This is a genomic window from Bradyrhizobium sp. SUTN9-2 (assembly GCF_003122645.1).
Taxonomy (GTDB): domain Bacteria; phylum Pseudomonadota; class Alphaproteobacteria; order Rhizobiales; family Xanthobacteraceae; genus Bradyrhizobium; species Bradyrhizobium yuanmingense.
This window is the reverse complement of record NZ_LAXE01000001.1, coordinates 3387924-3405379: the sequence shown is the minus strand read 5'-3', so window position 1 is coordinate 3405379 and position 17456 is coordinate 3387924. Positions and strand designations below refer to the sequence as shown.

Annotated in this window: 20 protein-coding genes; 8 read left to right on the top strand and 12 right to left on the bottom strand. The window is 64.0% G+C overall.

Features of this window, described 5'->3' with window-relative positions; all coding sequences use genetic code 11:
* Genes XF30_RS15610 through grxD form a run of 3 tightly spaced genes read right to left on the bottom strand, consistent with a single transcriptional unit; the run spans window position 1 to window position 2215 of the window.
* Window positions 1–1287, bottom strand: a complete 1287-nt coding sequence (locus tag XF30_RS15610) for a serine hydrolase domain-containing protein (protein ID WP_192893156.1) — start codon at window positions 1285–1287, stop codon at window positions 1–3.
* Window positions 1288–1333: 46 nt separating this feature from the next.
* Window positions 1334–1885, bottom strand: coding sequence for an O-acetyl-ADP-ribose deacetylase (locus XF30_RS15605; protein ID WP_109143232.1), 552 nt, complete (start codon window positions 1883–1885; stop codon window positions 1334–1336).
* 3 nt (window positions 1886–1888) lie between these two features.
* A complete protein-coding gene (gene grxD / locus XF30_RS15600; RefSeq protein ID WP_018647423.1) occupies window positions 1889–2215 on the bottom strand; it encodes a Grx4 family monothiol glutaredoxin in 327 nt (108 codons plus the stop codon).
* Window positions 2216–2453: 238 nt separating this feature from the next.
* On the opposite strand from grxD, the gene egtB reads away from it, so the two are divergent.
* Entirely contained in the window at window positions 2454–3749 is a 1296-nt protein-coding gene (egtB, locus tag XF30_RS15595) for an ergothioneine biosynthesis protein EgtB (RefSeq protein ID WP_192893155.1), read from the top strand.
* A 48-nt stretch (window positions 3750–3797) separates the two neighbouring features.
* Window positions 3798–4769: an L-histidine N(alpha)-methyltransferase gene (gene egtD / locus XF30_RS15590; protein ID WP_192893154.1), complete on the top strand. Its 972-nt coding sequence runs from the start codon at window positions 3798–3800 to the stop codon at window positions 4767–4769.
* Between the two features lie 9 nt (window positions 4770–4778).
* Here egtD and XF30_RS15585 read toward each other — a convergent pair whose 3' ends face one another.
* On the bottom strand, window positions 4779–5972 hold the full coding sequence (locus tag XF30_RS15585) for a low temperature requirement protein A (protein WP_192893417.1): 1194 nt from the start codon (window positions 5970–5972) through the stop codon (window positions 4779–4781).
* A gap of 42 nt (window positions 5973–6014) precedes the next feature.
* Window positions 6015–6251, bottom strand: coding sequence for a BolA family protein (locus XF30_RS15580; RefSeq protein ID WP_036012929.1), 237 nt, complete (start codon window positions 6249–6251; stop codon window positions 6015–6017).
* 196 nt (window positions 6252–6447) lie between these two features.
* On the opposite strand from XF30_RS15580, the gene XF30_RS15575 reads away from it, so the two are divergent.
* Window positions 6448–6807 (top strand): DUF427 domain-containing protein, encoded by a 360-nt coding sequence (locus XF30_RS15575; protein ID WP_109143229.1) that lies wholly within the window; start codon window positions 6448–6450, stop codon window positions 6805–6807.
* A 106-nt stretch (window positions 6808–6913) separates the two neighbouring features.
* Here XF30_RS15575 and XF30_RS15570 read toward each other — a convergent pair whose 3' ends face one another.
* Window positions 6914–7087 carry a DUF1328 domain-containing protein gene (locus XF30_RS15570; protein ID WP_036012969.1) on the bottom strand — a complete coding sequence of 58 codons (174 nt, stop codon included), beginning with the start codon at window positions 7085–7087 and terminating at the stop codon, window positions 6914–6916.
* Window positions 7088–7261: 174 nt separating this feature from the next.
* Between XF30_RS15570 and XF30_RS15565 the strand changes: the two genes are divergently transcribed.
* Complete coding sequence (locus XF30_RS15565) at window positions 7262–8449, top strand: acyltransferase family protein (protein WP_085972307.1); 1188 nt, start codon at window positions 7262–7264, stop codon at window positions 8447–8449.
* A 126-nt stretch (window positions 8450–8575) separates the two neighbouring features.
* Here the strand turns inward: XF30_RS15565 and purL are convergent, their stop codons facing one another.
* A complete protein-coding gene (gene purL, locus XF30_RS15560) occupies window positions 8576–10786 on the bottom strand; it encodes a phosphoribosylformylglycinamidine synthase subunit PurL (protein ID WP_109143228.1) in 2211 nt (736 codons plus the stop codon).
* Between the two features lie 186 nt (window positions 10787–10972).
* Here purL and XF30_RS15555 point away from each other — a divergent pair, with 186 nt between their 5' ends.
* The gene (locus XF30_RS15555) at window positions 10973–11452 is read left to right on the top strand and encodes a PaaI family thioesterase (protein WP_036027836.1); all 480 of its coding nucleotides are present in this window, start codon (window positions 10973–10975) and stop codon (window positions 11450–11452) included.
* A gap of 76 nt (window positions 11453–11528) precedes the next feature.
* Window positions 11529–12491: a DMT family transporter gene (locus XF30_RS15550; RefSeq protein WP_109145727.1), complete on the top strand. Its 963-nt coding sequence runs from the start codon at window positions 11529–11531 to the stop codon at window positions 12489–12491.
* Window positions 12492–12504: 13 nt separating this feature from the next.
* Here the strand turns inward: XF30_RS15550 and XF30_RS15545 are convergent, their stop codons facing one another.
* From XF30_RS15545 to XF30_RS15535, 3 genes are all read right to left on the bottom strand, one after another.
* Window positions 12505–12930: a GFA family protein gene (locus XF30_RS15545; protein WP_109143227.1), complete on the bottom strand. Its 426-nt coding sequence runs from the start codon at window positions 12928–12930 to the stop codon at window positions 12505–12507.
* 138 nt (window positions 12931–13068) lie between these two features.
* Complete coding sequence (locus XF30_RS15540) at window positions 13069–13806, bottom strand: tetratricopeptide repeat protein (RefSeq protein ID WP_109143226.1); 738 nt, start codon at window positions 13804–13806, stop codon at window positions 13069–13071.
* Window positions 13807–13947: 141 nt separating this feature from the next.
* Window positions 13948–14553 carry a TetR/AcrR family transcriptional regulator gene (locus XF30_RS15535; RefSeq protein WP_109143225.1) on the bottom strand — a complete coding sequence of 202 codons (606 nt, stop codon included), beginning with the start codon at window positions 14551–14553 and terminating at the stop codon, window positions 13948–13950.
* Window positions 14554–14691: 138 nt separating this feature from the next.
* On the opposite strand from XF30_RS15535, the gene XF30_RS15530 reads away from it, so the two are divergent.
* The gene (locus XF30_RS15530; RefSeq protein WP_109143224.1) at window positions 14692–15090 is read left to right on the top strand and encodes a RidA family protein; all 399 of its coding nucleotides are present in this window, start codon (window positions 14692–14694) and stop codon (window positions 15088–15090) included.
* Between the two features lie 47 nt (window positions 15091–15137).
* Here XF30_RS15530 and XF30_RS15525 read toward each other — a convergent pair whose 3' ends face one another.
* Together XF30_RS15525 and purQ are read right to left on the bottom strand one after the other, a co-directional pair.
* A complete protein-coding gene (locus XF30_RS15525; protein ID WP_109143223.1) occupies window positions 15138–16127 on the bottom strand; it encodes a tripartite tricarboxylate transporter substrate binding protein BugD in 990 nt (329 codons plus the stop codon).
* A complete protein-coding gene (gene purQ, locus XF30_RS15520; protein WP_109143222.1) occupies window positions 16124–16825 on the bottom strand; it encodes a phosphoribosylformylglycinamidine synthase subunit PurQ in 702 nt (233 codons plus the stop codon). Before purQ ends, XF30_RS15525 begins: the two co-directional genes overlap by 4 nt.
* Before the next feature lie 166 nt (window positions 16826–16991).
* Here purQ and XF30_RS15515 point away from each other — a divergent pair.
* Window positions 16992–17456, top strand: a 465-nt coding sequence (locus XF30_RS15515; RefSeq protein ID WP_283811139.1) for a CorA family divalent cation transporter, incomplete at its 3' end; no start/stop codon positions are given.

Here is a 17456-nt window from a genome sequence, read left to right as displayed (position 1 = left end):
TCACTTCTCCATGGCTTCATAAACCAGCTGCTTCAATGTCCGCTGCACGCGCTGGCGCTCGCTCGGGGTCTGCTCCAGCAGCACGAAGAACATGTCCTGCTTGGGGTCGATCACGAAATAGCAGCCGGAGGCGCCGTCCCATTTGAGTTCGCCGAGGTTGCCGGGCGGCGGCGGCTTGGCATTGCCGGGCTCGGTACGGACCGCAAGCCCGAGGCCGAAGCCAAAGCCGTCGCCGGGGAAATAGAAATAGTCGCGCTCGACGCCGGAGCCGGGGCCGACCTGATCAGTGGTCATCAGCTTGAACGTCTCGGGCTTGAGGATGGTCTTGCCGTCGAGACTGCCGCCATTGAGCAGCATCTGCGAAAAGCGCCTGTAATCCGCCATGGTCGTGACCATGCCGCCGCTGGCGAACTGGATCTTCTTGACGACCGTCGGATCATTGATGCGGCCGACGCGGAAATCGGCATCGTTCGGCACGGGCTGGGCCAGAAGCTTCTGCTTCGCGGGGTCCGTGACCAAGAAGCCGGTATCGACCATGCCGAGAGGATCGAGCAGCTTCTCGCGCATGATGTCGATCAGCGGCTTGCCGGCGGCGACCTCCATCACACGCGCCAGCACGTCGGTCGAGTGGCCGTATTGCCAGAGCGCGCCCGGCTGGTTGTGCAACGGCAGCTTGGCGATGCGTTCGGCGAACTCGGCCAGATCGAAGTCGCCGGCATAGATGTTGGCCTCGCGATAGGCCTTGCGGACCAGGCTGTCGCCGTAGAAGCCGTAGGTGATGCCCGAGGTGTGCGTCATCAGATCGTGCACGGTCATCGGCCGCTTCGGCGGCACCAGCTCGAGCGATTTCGTGCCGTCCTCCGCCTTCTTCTCGACACCGACCTTCACATTGGCGAAGGAGGGAATGTATTTCGAGACGGGATCGTCCAGCTTGATCTTGCCCTCCTCGACCAATTGCATCGAGACCACCGCAGTGATCGCCTTGGTCATCGAGAACAGGCGGAAGATGGTCTTGTCCGTGATCGGAGCCTTGCTGACCACGTCCTGAACGCCGAAGACTTCGTGATAGACCGGCTTGCCATGCTGCTGGATCAGCACGTTTGCACCGGCGATCTTGCCCGTCGCAACCTCGTTCTTGAAGAACTCGGTGATCCTGCCGAGCTTCTCCTGGTTGAAACGTGCGCCGGTCGGAATCTCGTAAGTGCCCTCCGCGCGCGCCGGCGAGATCGCGGCAAGCGACACCAACGCGCCGCAGGCGAGCGCACGCAGTCCAAATTGTGAAATCATATCCCCTCCCCGGAACATAGCGCCTCGGAGTGTACCGACCGCGTCATCAGGCACAAGGGCTGCCGTACCGCGCCAAGACATCCGAATGGAGGGCGGCGCTTGCCTCCGAGAAACAACAAAATATGACGTGCGCAACCAGCGGCGCAGCAGGCAGGGCTTCGATGGCGGCATGGACCGCGATCTTTGCCGCCTGGTCGGCAGGAAAACGATATACGCCGGTCGAGATCGCGGAGAACGCCAGCGAAGTCAGCCCATTGGCCTGGGAGAGCTCCAGCGCACGGCGGTAACAGGAACGAAGTGCCGCCGCCTCGCCGCGAGTGCCGCCGTGCCAGACCGGACCGACGGCATGGATCACGTATCGGGCGGGCAGACGATAGCCCTTCGTGATCTTGGCATCGCCGGTCGGGCATCCCCCGAGCGTCTGACATTCGGCGAGAAGCTCGGGACCAGCGGCGTCATGGATCGCGCCATCCACGCCGCCCCCGCCAAGGAGCGACGTGTTCGCGGCGTTGACGATGGCGTCAACGCCGAGTGTGGTGATATCGGCGACGATGACCTCGAGCTCCGCGCCGCCAATCCGGCGCGTCAGCACGGTCACGTGTCAGGCCGCGACGACGACGCCCTTCTCGGAGAAGAGCTGCTGCAATTCGCCGGCCTGGAACATCTCGCGGACGATGTCGCAGCCGCCGATGAACTCGCCCTTCACATAGAGCTGCGGGATGGTCGGCCAGTTCGAATATTCCTTGATGCCGTTGCGCAGCTCGGCGGATTCGAGAACGTTGAGGCCCTTATAGCCGACACCGATATGGTCGAGGATCTGGACCACCTGGCCGGAGAAACCGCACTGCGGAAATTGCGGCGTCCCCTTCATGAACAGAACCACGTCGTTCGACTTCACTTCATTGTCGATGAATTCCGCGATGCTCATATCCGTGTCCTTCTGGGGCAGAGCCCTCACCAATTGCTTCGGGCCGGCTCAGCCGATTTAACCCGATACCTGCCCATATATGTAGCCCAAACCGTTGTGCATCCAAAGTAAAATGGCGGCGACGGGTCCCCGCGGCCGGATTGACCCCAGCCGGGTCCATAGGCTGATGACATCAATATCATCGCCGCAGAGGACTTTCATACCGTAACGGAGCCCCTATCTAGGACGAACCCTGTTCATGGAACCGGGTCGTGCGAACAACGTTCTCTTGTCCTGTCTGGAGAAAAACGTGACGAAACAAGCCTCAGCCACGGCCTCCCTGCGTTCGTCACCGTCCTCCCGCGAGGACGAACTCGCCCAGCGGCTGGAAGCGGCGTTCTCGACTGTCCGCAATGAGACCGAACGCCGGGCCGCACCGCTGTCGCCCGAGGACCAGCAGATCCAGTCCATGCCGGATGCCAGCCCGACCAAATGGCACCGGGCCCATACGACCTGGTTCTGGGAGCAATTCCTGCTCGGCGAGCATGCTGCGGGCTACCGGCCCTTCCACCCCGATTTCGCGTTCCTGTTCAATTCCTACTACGTCAGCGCCGGCCCGCGACATGCTCGCAATCATCGCGGCGACATCACCCGCCCCAGCGCCGACGAGGTCGGCGCCTATCGCAAATACGTCGATACGGCCGTCAGCAAATTCTTCCGCGAGGCGGGCGCGGACAAGCTCCGCGCAATCGCGCCGCTGGTCGAGGTCGGGCTCAATCACGAGCAGCAGCATCAGGAGCTGATGTTCACCGACATCCTGCATGCCTTTGCACAGAACCCGATCTATCCGGCGTATGACCCGGCCTGGCGCTTCCCGGCCGCAACGCGCGGCGGCGATGACTGGCTGACGCTGAACGAAGGCATCCACACCGTCGGCCATGTCGACGACGGCTTTCATTTCGACAACGAGAAGCCGGCGCACCGCGCCCTGGTCGGCCCGGTCAGGATCGCCCGCAATCTGGTCACCAATGCCGAGTGGCTCGCCTTCATGCAGGACGGCGGCTACCGGACCGCAACCCTGTGGCTGATGGACGGCTTTGCCGCGGCCAGCAAGGAAGACTGGCAAGCCCCCGGCTATTGGCGCGAGGTCGACGGCGCATGGCAGGTGATGACGCTGGCCGGCCTCAAGCCGGTCGATCCGGACGCGCCGGTCTGCCACATCAGCTATTACGAAGCGGATGCGTTCGCGCGCTGGTCCGGAAAACACCTGCCGACCGAGATGGAATGGGAGGTCGCGGCCCGCGCTGGCCAGCTCAACGACGCCTTCGGCCTCGTCTGGCAATGGACCCGCAGCTCCTACGCGCCCTACCCCGGCTATCGCGCCGTCGAAGGCGCGCTCGGCGAGTACAACGGCAAGTTCATGGTCAACCAGCTGGTGCTGCGCGGCTCCTCGCTTGCAACTCCGCAGGGCCACAGTCGTACCACCTATCGCAACTTCTTCTATCCGCACCACCGCTGGCAGTTCACCGGGTTGCGGCTTGCCGATTACGACTAAGTATTCCGACGACAGATGCGCGCCGGACAGCGCGTTCAGGAGAGTATCATGAATGTGCACGCCAGCGCTTTGGCCGAGGCCCATCTTCCCGACGAGCAGACCACCGCCTTTGCCCGCGAGGCCATCGAGGACCTCTCGCAGCAGCCGAAAAAGCTGTCGCCGAAATACTTCTACGACGCGACCGGATCGGAGCTGTTCGAGGCGATCACCAAGCTGCCGGAATATTATCCGACGCGCACCGAGCTATCGATCCTGAAGGAGCGCGGAAGCGAGATCGCAAGCATCATCCCGGAGCACGCCGCGCTGGTCGAGTTCGGCGCCGGCGCGACCACGAAGGTGCGCCTGCTGCTCGATCAGTGCAAATTCGCAGCCTATGTCCCCGTCGACATCTCCGGCGACTTCCTGAAGGCACAGGCGAGCGGCCTGAAGCGGGATTTCCCGGCGCTCGGCATCTATCCGGTGGCGGCCGATTTCACGACGCCGTTCGAGCTGCCCAAGCAGGTTGCATCCATGCCGAAGGTCGGCTTCTTCCCCGGCTCCACCATCGGCAATTTCGAGCCGCAGGAAGCGCAGGCCTTCCTGAAAAGCGCGCGCAAGATCCTCGGCAAGGGCGCGCAGATGATCATCGGCGCCGATCTCGAGAAGGACGAGCGGATCCTCTTCGACGCCTACAACGATGCGGCCGGCGTCACCGCGCGCTTCAACCTCAATGTGCTGGTGCGCATCAACCGCGAGCTCGGCGGCAATTTCGACCTGTCCGCCTTCACCCATCGCGCGATCTACAACCGCGAGCGGCACCGCATCGAGATGCACCTGATCAGCAGGAAGAGCCAGACCGTGCGCCTGCTGGGCACCAGCTTCTCGTTCCGCCCGGGCGAAAGCATCCACACAGAGAACAGCTACAAATACAGCATCGCGCGTTTTGCCGCGCTGGCCCAGGGCGCGGGCTGGCGGGTCCGCGAGAGCTGGACGGATGCGGCGAAGATGTTCTCGGTGCACGCGCTGGAGGTCGCGGAGTAAGGCCGGGCTTCAATGCTCCCCGGCCTCCTCCACCTTCGACCCCAGCGACACCGACTCCCACACCGCCACCACGATTAAGATGGCGCTCGTCGCCATTGACAGCCACAGCGGCGACAGTTCCGACGCGAACCACCACAGCACCAGCAGCAGGATGATGCCGATGCCGTGCGAGAGCTGGAGGAAGCCGCGGACCGCGTGCTTGAACAGGATGGTGCCGATCAGAAACACCAGCGGGCCGCCGATCGTGCTCAGAACCGTGCGGGCGTCGGAATGGCCGGACGGATGCTTCAGCACCAGTTCGTCCGAGACCGCGGTCAGTATGATGCCGGCGATGATCGGCATATGCAGATAGGTGTAGGCGAGCCGCGCCAGGCGGCCGGACTCGCTTGACTTCGAGATCCGCTCCAAGCCGGCCTCCGCGCCCTTGTGGAAATAGATCCACCACATCGCGATGGCGCCGACCAGCGCTGAGACGAAGGCGAGAATGTTGCTCGCGGTCCACTCCAGTTCAGCGAAGGTCGCGCCGTTGACGATAATGGCCTCGCCGAGCGCGATGATGACGAATAGACCGCAACGCTCGGCCATATGGCCGCCTTCGACCGCCCAGGCCTCAACGGAAGAAAAGCCCAGCTTCGGCACCCAGAACCGCGCGGCCGGCGAGATGTATTCCCAGGTAACCGCCGCGATCCACAGCCATAGCCGCCTCTCGCCCTCGGCCAGGCCGCCCGCGATCCACAACGCCGCGGAGATCGACAGCCAGGTCAGGATGCGGATTGCGTTATGCCGCACCGCTGTTCGATGCAGCGGCGTTGCGAGCAGCCAGAACGCGGTACGCCCCACCTGCATGGCCGCATAGGCAATAGCGAACCACAGGCCACGGCCCTCGAAGGCGGTCGGGATCGTGGTCGACAGCACGAGGCCGCCCAACATCATCGCAAAGAGCAGGAGCCGGACCGGGGTCAGCTCGGGATTGAGCCAGTTGGTAACCCAGGCGGTGAAAACCCACAGCCACCACACCGCGAGAAACAGCACCGCGACGTGCACGGCGCCGAGCGGCGTGAAATGGTGCAGCAGCGTGTGCGATATCTGCGTGACGGCGAAGACGAAGACAAGGTCGAAGAACAGCTCGACGAAAGTGACGCGGCTGTGCTGGTTCGGCACAATGACGCGGAACATCGCGCCGTGCGGATTGTCCGCAGCCATCATCGTCCCCTCGTGGCGCTGGTCAGGTCAGGTGCAGCTTCGTCAGTTACCTGGCACGCCGGTTTGCAGCGCCAGCGCGTGCAGCACGCCGCCCATCTGGCCACGCAGGGACTGGTAGACGATCTGGTGCTGCTGGACGCGCGATTTGCCACGGAAGGATTCCGAGATCACGGTCGCGGCATAGTGGTCGCCGTCGCCGGCGAGGTCACGGATGGTCACCTCGGCATCGGGGATCGCTGCCTTGATCATCGCCTCGATATCGTGGGCGTCCATGGGCATTCGGGTCTTGCTCCTTATCTCGGCTGCAAACAGCCTCATCATCGAATCGCTGCCGGGGGTCCCCTCGCCGGCAAGGTCAAACTTAGCGTGAACGGCCTTCTACGTCACGCCTTCCGGCACTATATCCCTGATCCCATCAGGACAAAGGCACGACAAAGTGCCGCGCGCGGCAGATTGATCGAAAAGGCGTGAAATCATGAAGCTTCCAGGGCCCGACCACCCGATCACCATCACCCCAAATCCCCGGCGCGTCCGCGTCACGGCGGGCGCCATCGTGATCGCCGAGACCAGCAAGGCGCTGACCTTGAAAGAGGCCAGATATCCGGCAGTGCAATATGTACCGCGGGAGGACGCCAACATGGCCCTGTTGGAGCGTACCGACCGTGTCACCCATTGCCCCTACAAGGGAGACGCGAACTATTACAGCGTCAAGGCGGACGGCAAGACGCTGGACAACGCGATCTGGACCTACGAGACACCCTTCCCCGCGATGACGGAGATTTCAGGCCATCTCGCGTTCTATCCGGACAAGGTGAAGATCGAGGAAGTGGGATAGGCGCCGCAACCCCCAATCGTCATGCCCGGGCATCCACGTTCTGTACGCGGTAAGGCGTGGATGGCCGGGTCAAGCCTGGCCATGACGGCGGAGAGGGCTGAATCAGCTACGTCCTGAAGATCGTGAGTCCCAGTATCAGCAGCACCAGGAAGATCGCCACGAAGACGTAGAACAGGAAGCGCGCGATATCGGCGGAGGCGGCCGAGATTCCGGTGAAGCCGAGCACGCCGGCCACGATCGAGACAAGTAGGAAGATCAGGGCCCATTTCAGGATCGACATCGCCAGCTCCGAACTGCCGCGTCTCACGGCCTACGCTGTTTTCGGCGAACGCTAACATTGCTGCGAGGAACTGGTTCCTAGAGGTAGTCGGGGGCGACCTCCGGACAAACGGCCCTTGCTGAATCGAGTTCCCGGCGGCACAGTCCAGCCGAGGTCAGGATCGGGGCGGCCACGATGACGATGTCACATTCAGCGACGATCGGCGCGGAGGTGCATGCCGCGCCCACGAGCAAGGTGCGCAATCTGGCGATCGATCGCGCCCGCACCTTCCTCACTCTGGTGGTGCTGCTGCATCACGCGGTGATCCCCTATACCTATTTCGGGCATACCGATCCGAGTTATTTCTTCGGCTTCGACATGATCGTGCTCGCCACCGACAGCTTCTTCATGGCGATGTTCTTCTTCCTGTCGGGACTGTTCGCCTGGTCTGGCATCGCCCGGAAGGGAGTCCGGAGCTATTTGGCAGATCGCCTGCTTCGGCTTGGCCTACCCTTCGCGATCTGCGCCTTTACAGTCATTCCGCTCGCCTATTACGCGATCTCCCTGCGGCACCATCCCGAGATCGGTTTTGCGGAATTCTGGTGGAATATGGTCACGAAGGGCCCGTGGCCGAGCGGGCCGATCTGGTTCCTGTGGGTCTTGTTCGCCTTCGACCTGGTTGCCTGCCTTTTGTACCGGCTGTCACCCAACCTGCTCGATCCGATCAATCGCCTCTCGCTACATGGTCGCCGCCGGCCCGCCGTGTTCTTTGCGGTCATGCTGGCGGTCACCGCCGCGTTCTACATTCCCGGGCTGGTTCACTACGGACACAGCAGCTGGTTCGAGTTCGGGCCGTTCTCGGTCCAGCACGGGCGCGTGATGCTGTACGCGACCTATTTCTTTTTCGGTGCCGGCATCGGCGTTGCGCAAATGGATCGTGGGCTGCTCTCTGTCGACGGCCGCATGGCAAAGGTCAGCTGGGACTGGATGGTCCTCGCGATCGTTCCGTATTGCCTGTTGTGGGGGCTGATCTTCATCAAGCGCGAAATACTGGGCAACCCGTCGCCGCTGCCGGACTGGTATGAAGCGCTGTATGCCATCTGCTTCACCGTCTTCAGCGTGGCCATCATGTTTCTGATCCTGGCCCTTTTCCAGAGGTTCAAGCAATCAGGCTCAGCCAGGCTGCTCGATCCAATGCAGGGCGACGCGTTCGGCATGTTCCTGGTGCACTATCCGATCGCGCTGTGGCTGCAATACTGGCTGTTCGACTATGACCTGCCGGCGATCGTCAAGGCTACGATCGGCTTTGTACTGACTGTCGCGGCGAGCTGGGCGCTGACGCGCGCGTTGCGGCAGATCCCGGGCGCGTCACGCGTGTTGTGAGGCACGGTCTCTCGGTCCGTAGCCCGGATGGAGCGCAGCGCAATCCGGGACCTCGCCACAAGTGATAGCGGTCCCGGATTACGCTTACGCTCCATTCGGGCTACAGATCTGATTTGTGGCAGCGCCTTATGCCGCCTTCCCACCCATATATTCCGGCAGCCAGCGCTCGAACGACTTGCGCAAGCTGTCGATCGTAACCGGCGCCTCGCCCGCGATCGCGATGGCATCGCCGCCGGTGGTGCCGATCCGCACGCAGGGCACCTCGCAGCCGCGCATCTTGGCGAGCACGCGGCCGGCTTCGGTTTCCGGCACGGTGACGAGATAGCGCGCCTGGTCCTCGCCGAACCAATAGGCCTGCGGCACCAGCGCAGTCGGTGCCGCCAGCAGCTTGGCGCCGATGCCGCCCGCCATCGCCATCTCGGCCAGCGCGATCAGGAGGCCGCCGTCCGACAAATCATGCACGGCGGTCGCGGTGCCCGCATGGATCATGCCGCGCACGCAATCGCCGTTGCGCTTCTCGGCCGCGAGATCGACCGGCGGCGGCGCGCCCTCCTCGCGGCCGCAGATGTCGCGCAGATAGACGGATTGGCCGAGCCAGCCATGGGTCTCGCCGATTAAGAGGATCGCCTCGCCCTCGGCCTTGAAGGCGAGCGACGCCGACTTGGTGAAATCGTCGAGCAGGCCGACACCGCCGATCGAGGGCGTCGGCAGGATCGCGCGGCCGTTGGTCTCGTTGTAGAGCGAGACGTTGCCGGACACGACCGGGAAGTCCAGCGTGCGGCAGGCTTCCGAGATGCCCTTGAGGCAGCCGACGAACTGGCCCATGATCTCGGGCCTTTCAGGGTTGCCGAAGTTGAGATTGTCGGTGATCGCGAGCGGCTTGCCGCCGACCGCGGTGATGTTGCGCCAGGCTTCCGCGACCGCCTGCATCCCGCCTTGATAAGGATCGGCCTCGCAATAGCGCGGCGTGACGTCGACGGTGAGCGCCAGGCCCTTCGGCCCGTCCTGCACGCGCACCACGGCGGCGTCGCCGCCGGGACGCTGCATGGTGTTGCCGAGGATGACGTGGTCGTACTGTTCCCAGACCCAGCGTTTGGAGCACATGTCAGGCGTGCCGATCAGCTTCTCCAGCGCAAGGCCAAGGCCCATCGGCGCCGGCACGTCGCGGGCATGCACGACCGGCAGCGCGGCCGAGGCGACGTGCGGGCGGTCATAGACCGGCGCCTCGTCGCCGAGCTCCTTGATCGGCAAATCGGCCATGACGTCGCCGCCATGCTTGACCACGAAGCGCTTGCTCGGCGTCGTGTAGCCGACCACGGCGAAGTCGAGGCCCCACTTCTTGAAGATCGCCTCGGCCTCCTTCTCCTTCTCGGGCTTGAGCACCATGAGCATGCGCTCCTGGCTCTCCGAGAGCATCATCTCGTAGGCGCTCATGCCGGTCTCGCGAGTCGGCACCGCATCAAGGTCGAGGTCGACGCCGAGGTCGCCCTTGGCGCCCATCTCCACCGCCGAGCAGGTCAGGCCCGCTGCGCCCATGTCCTGGATCGCGATGACGCAGCCCTTTTCCATGATCTCGAGGCAGGCCTCGAGCAGCAGCTTCTCGGCGAAGGGATCGCCGACCTGCACGGTCGGGCGCTTCTCCTCGGACTTGTCGTCGAACTCGGCCGAGGCCATCGAGGCACCGTGGATGCCGTCGCGGCCGGTCTTGGAGCCCAAATAGACGATCGGCATGTTCACGCCGGAGGCCGCCGCATAGAAGATCTTGTCGGCGTCGGCGAGGCCTACCGCCATGGCGTTGACGAGGATGTTGCCGTCGTAGCGGGTGTGGAAGCGCACCTGGCCGCCGACCGTCGGCACGCCGAAGGAATTGCCGTAGCCGCCGACGCCCGCCACCACGCCGGAGACGAGATGCCGCGTCTTCGGATGCTCGGGCGCGCCGAAGCTCAGCGCATTGAGGCAGGCGATCGGGCGCGCGCCCATGGTGAAGACGTCGCGCAAAATGCCGCCGACGCCGGTGGTCGCGCCCTGATAAGGCTCGATATAGCTCGGATGGTTGTGGCTCTCCATCTTGAAGACCACAGCCTGGCCGTCGCCGATGTCGATCACGCCGGCATTCTCGCCGGGGCCCTGGATCACCCAGGGCGCCTTGGTTGGCAGGCCGCGCAGATGGATGCGCGAGGATTTGTAGGAGCAATGCTCGTTCCACATCGCCGAGAAGATGCCGAGCTCGGTGAAGGTCGGCTCCCGCCCAATCAGCTTCAGGATGCGCTCATACTCGTCGGGCTTGAGCCCGTGGGCGGCAACCAGTTCCGGGGTGATCTTGGGTTCGTTCTTCATGGATTCGAGGCTTTCGGCGGCGGTTTGGCCGTTCTTAGGAACATCGGACGGCTTCGAAAAGCCCTTTATGGCGCATTTTCCCGCTGTCCCACGTTTTGCGCCGGCAGGGCCGGCGGGAACGGGAATTGCACGGCGCGGTCGGATCGGATTTAAGGTCTAAAGACCCGCAATTGAAGGCCTATTTCCTTGCACGAATTGACCAAAGCGCCCCCGCCGCGCCGCCCCGACCTCCATGTCGCCACCGAGGGCGAATTTGTGGGCTGGCGGACCTGGATTCGCGACAGTTTTGAGTCCCATGTCGGCCCCTTCTGGCACCGGATCGAAGCGGACGGGAGCGTCCGTAGCGCCTTCCGCGTCGAGAAGAAGCACCTCAATGGCTCCGGCAACGTCCATGGCGGCTGCTACATGGCCTTTGCCGACTACTCCCTGTTTGCGATCGCCACCCATGTCCTGGACAGCCGGGCGGTGACGACCAACTTCGCCTGCGAATTCCTCGATGCGGCACGCGAGGGCGAACTGATCGAATGCACCGGCGAGGTCACCCGCGCCGGCGGCTCGCTGATCTTCCTGCGCGGCAAGATGATGTCCGGCGAGCGCGTGCTGCTCACCTTTTCCGGCACGATCAAGCGGATGAAGCGGAAGGCGCTCCCGCACCCAAACGCATAGCTCGACGCCTTCCCTTTTCGCGCGCCCTCGCCCAGACTTCCCACCAAGCGCTTTGGCGCCGGGGAGCAAGAACAAGGTGCCGCAGAGCACATCCGAGGCGGGTCGCGCGACGGCGGCCGCATCAACGCAATTGCCGTCCATCGCCACCGGCGCACGCAACTGGCGCGATTATGCGTTGCTGCTGGCGCTCGCCTGCTGCTGGAGCTCGACCTATCCGCTGACCAAGCTGGCGCTTCCCACGATCCCACCCATCACCTTCATCTCGGCGCGCTCGCTGATCGCGTTCCTCTTTCTGTTCGCGATCCTGCGGATGCGCGGCGTCAAGCTGCCGACCGACGTGAAGGCGTGGAAGCTGTTTGCGACCCAGCAGCTGATCAACTCGACCTTTCCGTTTCTGGTCATCACCTGGTCGCAGCAATACGTGCCGGCGTCGAACACGGTGGTGCTGGCTTCGACGACGCCGATCTTCGCCTTCCTGATCACCTCGCTGATCACGCGGCACGAGCCGGCGACGCTGCTCAAGCTCGCGGGCGCGATCCTCGGCCTTGCCGGTACCGTCGCCATCGTCGGCCTCGACGCACTGCGCGGGCTCGGTAGCGAGATCGTGGCAGAGATCGCGATCCTGCTCGCCACCATCTCCTTTGCCTGCGCGACGATCTTCGGCCTTCGCCTGTCCGAATACGATCCGATGGTGGTCGCGGCGGGATCGCTACTATTCGGCGGCCTCGTGCTGCTGCCGCCCTCACTGCTGATCGACCAGCCCTGGACCCTGCAACCAACGCCGACCGCGATCGTCGCCACCATCATCATGGGCATCGTCTCGAGCGCGCTCGGCCTGATGTTGTTCTACGTCTGCCTCGGCCGGCTCGGCACGCTGACGACCAACGCCCAAGGCTATTTGCGCATTCCGATCGGCGTCGGCCTCTCGGTGCTGCTGCTCGGCGAGAGCGTGCCGTCGAACCTCGCACTGGGGTTATTGCTGGTGATGGCCGGTGTTGCGGCGATGACGGTGCCGGCGGAGCGGTTGAAGTGGCGGTAGCCGACGGCGATGGTCAATCCGCCGAAATAAAGCGGAGGGTACCTGCACGGCGCGTCAGTTTTCCTGTGTCGTTGGTGTGATTGACACCGTCCATGACGGGCACCTCAGGAAAATCGAACGGACTTACCCCGTCGAGGCAAGCCACGTTGACAGCATACAGATTCTGGTCCGATCGACGCTGATGATGCGTGTAGATTCCGCAGCGGGAACAGAAGAAATGCTGCGCTGTTCCGGTATGGAAGCGGTAGCTCGTCAGCGCATCCTCGCCCTTCAGGAACTTGATGCCGCCCATCTCCGCCATGACGACGACCGCACCGCGCATCCGGCAGTAAGAGCAGGTGCAGCGGCGGATCGAATTGAAACCGTCACTCAGCGACGCCTCGAAACGCACCGCCCCGCAATGGCACTGACCAGCCCGGACGTTTGTATCACTCACCATGTTGCATGCTTCCTGGCGTTGCTGCGAATGACGACGCCGCTCGGCGACGTTAGCGGGCACAACGTTCTCTCAAATGTGGGCCGAACAATCAAAAGGAATCGCCCAAGGCATCAAAACAACTCACGCGGGCCGGACTCCTCACGCCGACAACTGCTTCTCCGCGATCGACAGCCACTCGGCCTGCGCCTTGCGCAGATATTTCGGCGCGCGCCGCATCTGGATCAGGAGCTCGTTGAAGACCATGCGCGCCTCTGCGGTGCGGCCGACCGTTTGCAGCAGCATGCCGTAGCGCACCCGCGCCTCGGCGCCGGGGAAGTAGTCGGCGAGCGCGTGATATTCCTCCAGCGCCTCGTCGACACGTCCGACCTCGGCGAGCGCGCGGGCGTAGAGCAGATGCGCGTCGGCGGAATCGAAATCGGGCCATTGCTTCTGCAGATCGTCCAGCGTCGCCAGCGCATCGGCCGGGCGGCTGGCGGCAAATTGCGCCTGCGCCCTGCGCAGCGCGTAGGCGGGATCGTGGCCCATCGGCAGCTTCAGGATGTGATCATAATGCTCTTCCGCTTCGCCGAACCGGCCGATATTCGCGCACTCTTCCGCCAGCGCCGCGCGGTTGGCGATGGTGTCGGTGCCGGCCAGCCGGTCGGACAGCTCGCGATAGCGCTTCTCCGGATCGAGGCGATTGGCGACACGCTGGCGCGCCTGCCGCGCGCCGGGGCTGGAAAACCATTCGGGAATGAGCTCGACCGCGATATAGGCGATCGCACCCATCATCGGCACCAGCAGGATGATGAAGGCCCAGGGCCGCAACCGTCCGGTTCGCGAGGCGTGATAGATCAGCGTGAGATCGAGCAGCAGAACGACCAAAGCAACGGGCATGTGACATCCGGAAAGCACAACGACAGCCGGCCTCCTGATATCGCAATCGAGCCGATACAACTTTGAGTTGCTTCAACCGGCAAAATTCAGCGAACCCGAACGCGCGCCGTAATGGTGACGAGGAGTCAGTCGTCGCAAAACCTAGGCGGGTTCACGCGCCTCGCGTAGCAATCCGCTCGCCAGCGCTCGAAACGCATCAACGGCCTTGTTCATCACGCTCTTGGGATTGTCGGCTGCCGCGACCCACAAGGCGGCGCTGAGTGCAGCCCCGTTCAGCAACCGCCCCGCCGCTTCGACGTCGACCGGCTTCACGATTCCCTCCTCGATCAGCGCGCGGATCGTGCGCATGGTGATCTCGAGACAGGCGTTCTCGCCGGGCCATTTGGAGGGATCGCCGAGCACCGCAGGTCCATCCAGAAGCATGATGCGCTGGATCTCGGGTTCGAGCGCCATCTCGATATAGGCGCTTCCCTCCGCGAGCAGGCCCAGCCAAGGGCTCGGCGCTTGCTCCCGGACGATGCGGAGCCGCTCCGCCATTTCACCATCGATCTGCTCGACGACGGCCCAGAGCAGCCCCTTCTTGTCCTCGAAGTTGTGATAGAGCGCGCCCCGCGTCAGACCGACGGCGGCCGTGAGCTCGTCCATCGATGCGTCCGCATAGCCCTGCGTGGCAAATGCCGCGCGCGCGGCGCGGATGAGCTTGGCCCGATTTTCCGCCATGGCCTCGGCGCGCTTTCCTTTCGCCATGCCCCTTACCCTCTTGACATACGCCTCGTATGTGAACTATGGCTCACATACGAACCGTATCTGAAACCCCCGTGATGCGCCACCCCTGGAGCGCCCACGCTCCAGCCGCCTCCACCAATCGATTGAAAGGCTCCTGCCATGCCCCAGCGAGAGGCAATCTTCCCCGCCAACCGCCACGCGCTCTACCAAGTGCATCGCTACTCCGCAGCGATCCGCTCCGGTGACCTGCTGTTCGTGTCGGGGCAGGTCGGCAGCCGCGAGGACGGCTCACCCGAACCGGTGTTCGAGGACCAGGTCCGACGCGCGTTCGCCAATTTGCGTGCCGTGCTCGCCGCTGGTGGATGCACGCTGGACGATGTCGTCGATGTCACCACGTTCCACACCGATCCGGCGAGCCAGATCGAGACGGTGATGGCCGTTCGCGCCGAAGAGATTGGCGAGCCGCCCTATCCGAACTGGACGGCCGTCGGCGTGAACTGGCTGGCCGGCTTCGACTTCGAGATCAAGGTCATCGCCCGCATTCCTGTGCTCCAGTAAGCTTCCGGGCGGCCATACACCGGCCGCCGGCAGGCAACTTGGCCAGGCTACTTGTTGGCGTCGTCCGCCAGCATCTTGCGGTACTTTTCGACGTCGCGCGTCACGAGCTTTTGCAGCACGTCGGGCGCGTGTTCGTCGGCATCGGGGGCGACGGTCGACAGGTCGGCGAAGCGCTTCTTCACCGCTTCGGTCTCGACGGCTGTGCGCGCCGCGGCATTCAGCTTGGCGATGACGGCCTGCGGCGTGCCCTTGGGCGCGAACAGGCCGTTCCAGCCTTGTGCCTCGAACTCGGGCAGGCCCGCTTCCGCCGAGGTCGGCAGATCCGGCAGCGTTGAGAGCCGAACGGTCGAGCCGACCACGAGGCCCTTCACCAGCTTGTCGTTGATCGACTGCGACACCGAGGCGGCCGCGTCGCAGACGCCGTCGATCTGGCCACCGACCGCGTCGGTCAGCGCAGGCGCGGCGCCGCGATAGCCGATCAGCGTCGCGTCGATCCCGGCTGCTGTGACGAAGCTTTTGCAGATCAGATAGTTCGAGGAGCCGACGCCGGCATGGCCGAGATTGATCTTGCCCGGATTGGCCTTGGCATAGGCGATGAACTCTTTCAGGTCCTTCGCCGGAAAGTCCTTGCGCAGCGCGATGATGCCGAAGGTCTTCGCCACCATCGCGATCGGCACGAAGGAATCAGGCGTGAACGGCAGTTTTGGATAGATCGTGTAGGTCGCGGCATTGGTGCCGGCATTGCCGATCGCAATCGTATAACCATCGGCCTCGGCACGGGAGGCCCGCGCCAGCGCGGTCGAACCGCCGGCACCGGCAACATTCTCGATCACGATGGTCTGGCCGAGCGCGATGCCCATCTGCTCGGCCACCGCGCGCGCGATCACGTCCGAGGTGCCGCCGGCCGCGAACGGCACGATCATGGTGATGGGACGCTTGGGATAATCCTGCGCGGATGCGCAAGTCGCTACCGAAAATGTCGCGAACGCCAGCGCCGCGATCGCGGCGAGAGCACGCTTCACGACGCGCGAAATCACGCGGCTTTTTCCAGATGCTGGGCGAGACCGGCGAACAAGCCGCGACCATCGGTGCAGCCCATGATGTCTTCGACGTGGTTTTCCGGATGCGGCATCATGCCGAGCACGTTGCCCCGGTCGTTGACGATGCCGGCGATCGAATGCGCGGCGCCGTTGATGTTGTTGAAATCGTCGACTTCGCCGGCAGCGGAGCAATAGCGATAGAGCACCCGCCCCTCGCCTTCGAGCCGCTTGATGGTCTCTTCGTCCGCCTCGTAATTGCCCTCGCCATGGGCGACCGGCACGCGGATCACCTGGCCGGCATTGTAGCCGCGGGTGAACGGCGTGTCGGAACGCTCGACGCGCAGATGCACGTCGCGGCAGATGAATTTCAGCCGCGCGTTGCGCATCAGCACGCCCGGCAAGAGGCCGGACTCGCAGAGGATCTGAAAACCGTTGCAGACACCGAGCACGAGGCCGCCCTTGGCCGCATAGTCGCGCACCGCATCCATCACCGGCGCACGCGCCGCAATCGCGCCACAGCGCAGATAATCGCCGTAGGAGAAACCGCCGGGCACGACGACGAGATCGGTGCCTGATGGCAGCGAGGTCTCGGCGTGCCAGACCATCGCGGGCTCGCTGCCGGAGATCAGCCTCAACGCGCGCGCCATGTCGCGCTCGCGGTTGATTCCGGGAAAGACGAGGATGGCGGCTTTCATGGCAGGGTTCCGACGCGGCTGGGAATCGAAGCTGGCCAACGGGCCAATTCGCGAACAGACATAACCATTTGACGGGGATTTTACCAGTGCTAGCGTTGCGGAGCGTCCTTGTACACAGGCCATAGCCACGCGCCTTTGGCCGCTCGATTTGACCGGGATTGAAGCCATGAACGTCCCGTCGCTGCCCGCATCTCTCGCCGAAGCAGTATCCGCCGAGGGCGTGGTCGCCGCCGGCGCTTATGTCGACGGCCGCCGGGTGGCCAATATCGCCATCAGCGAGGCCTCGAGCTGGCGAGCCAAGCCCGGCCATGTCGTGTGGATCGGGCTGCACGAGCCCGACATGGCGCTGCTCGGCGCGGTGCAGAAGCAGTTCGACCTGCACGACCTCGCGATCGAGGACGCCAACCACGCCCATCAACGGCCGAAGATCGAGCAATATGGCGAGGCCCTGTTCATCGTCGCGCGCACCGCGCAATTGATCGAGGGGCGCATTGCCTTTGGCGAGACCCACATCTTCGTCGGCGAAGGCTATCTGGTCTCGGTGCGCCACGGCGCTTCGACCTCCTACACGCCGGTGCGCGAACGCTGCGAGAGCTGCCCGCGGGCGCTCGCGCGCGGCGAGGACTACATC

Coding starts and splice junctions, on each gene's coding strand:
- XF30_RS15610 (WP_192893156.1), bottom strand. CDS start 1,287: ATGATTTCACAATTTGGACTGCGTGCGCTCGCCTGCGGCGCGTTGGTG.
- grxD (WP_018647423.1), bottom strand. CDS start 2,215: ATGAGCATCGCGGAATTCATCGACAATGAAGTGAAGTCGAACGACGTG.
- egtB (WP_192893155.1), top strand. CDS start 2,454: ATGGAACCGGGTCGTGCGAACAACGTTCTCTTGTCCTGTCTGGAGAAA.
- egtD (WP_192893154.1), top strand. CDS start 3,798: ATGAATGTGCACGCCAGCGCTTTGGCCGAGGCCCATCTTCCCGACGAG.
- XF30_RS15585 (WP_192893417.1), bottom strand. CDS start 5,972: ATGGCTGCGGACAATCCGCACGGCGCGATGTTCCGCGTCATTGTGCCG.
- XF30_RS15580 (WP_036012929.1), bottom strand. CDS start 6,251: ATGCCCATGGACGCCCACGATATCGAGGCGATGATCAAGGCAGCGATC.
- XF30_RS15575 (WP_109143229.1), top strand. CDS start 6,448: ATGAAGCTTCCAGGGCCCGACCACCCGATCACCATCACCCCAAATCCC.
- XF30_RS15570 (WP_036012969.1), bottom strand. CDS start 7,087: ATGTCGATCCTGAAATGGGCCCTGATCTTCCTACTTGTCTCGATCGTG.
- XF30_RS15565 (WP_085972307.1), top strand. CDS start 7,262: ATGACGATGTCACATTCAGCGACGATCGGCGCGGAGGTGCATGCCGCG.
- purL (WP_109143228.1), bottom strand. CDS start 10,786: ATGAAGAACGAACCCAAGATCACCCCGGAACTGGTTGCCGCCCACGGG.
- XF30_RS15545 (WP_109143227.1), bottom strand. CDS start 12,930: ATGGTGAGTGATACAAACGTCCGGGCTGGTCAGTGCCATTGCGGGGCG.
- XF30_RS15540 (WP_109143226.1), bottom strand. CDS start 13,806: ATGCCCGTTGCTTTGGTCGTTCTGCTGCTCGATCTCACGCTGATCTAT.
- XF30_RS15535 (WP_109143225.1), bottom strand. CDS start 14,553: ATGGCGAAAGGAAAGCGCGCCGAGGCCATGGCGGAAAATCGGGCCAAG.
- XF30_RS15530 (WP_109143224.1), top strand. CDS start 14,692: ATGCCCCAGCGAGAGGCAATCTTCCCCGCCAACCGCCACGCGCTCTAC.
- purQ (WP_109143222.1), bottom strand. CDS start 16,825: ATGAAAGCCGCCATCCTCGTCTTTCCCGGAATCAACCGCGAGCGCGAC.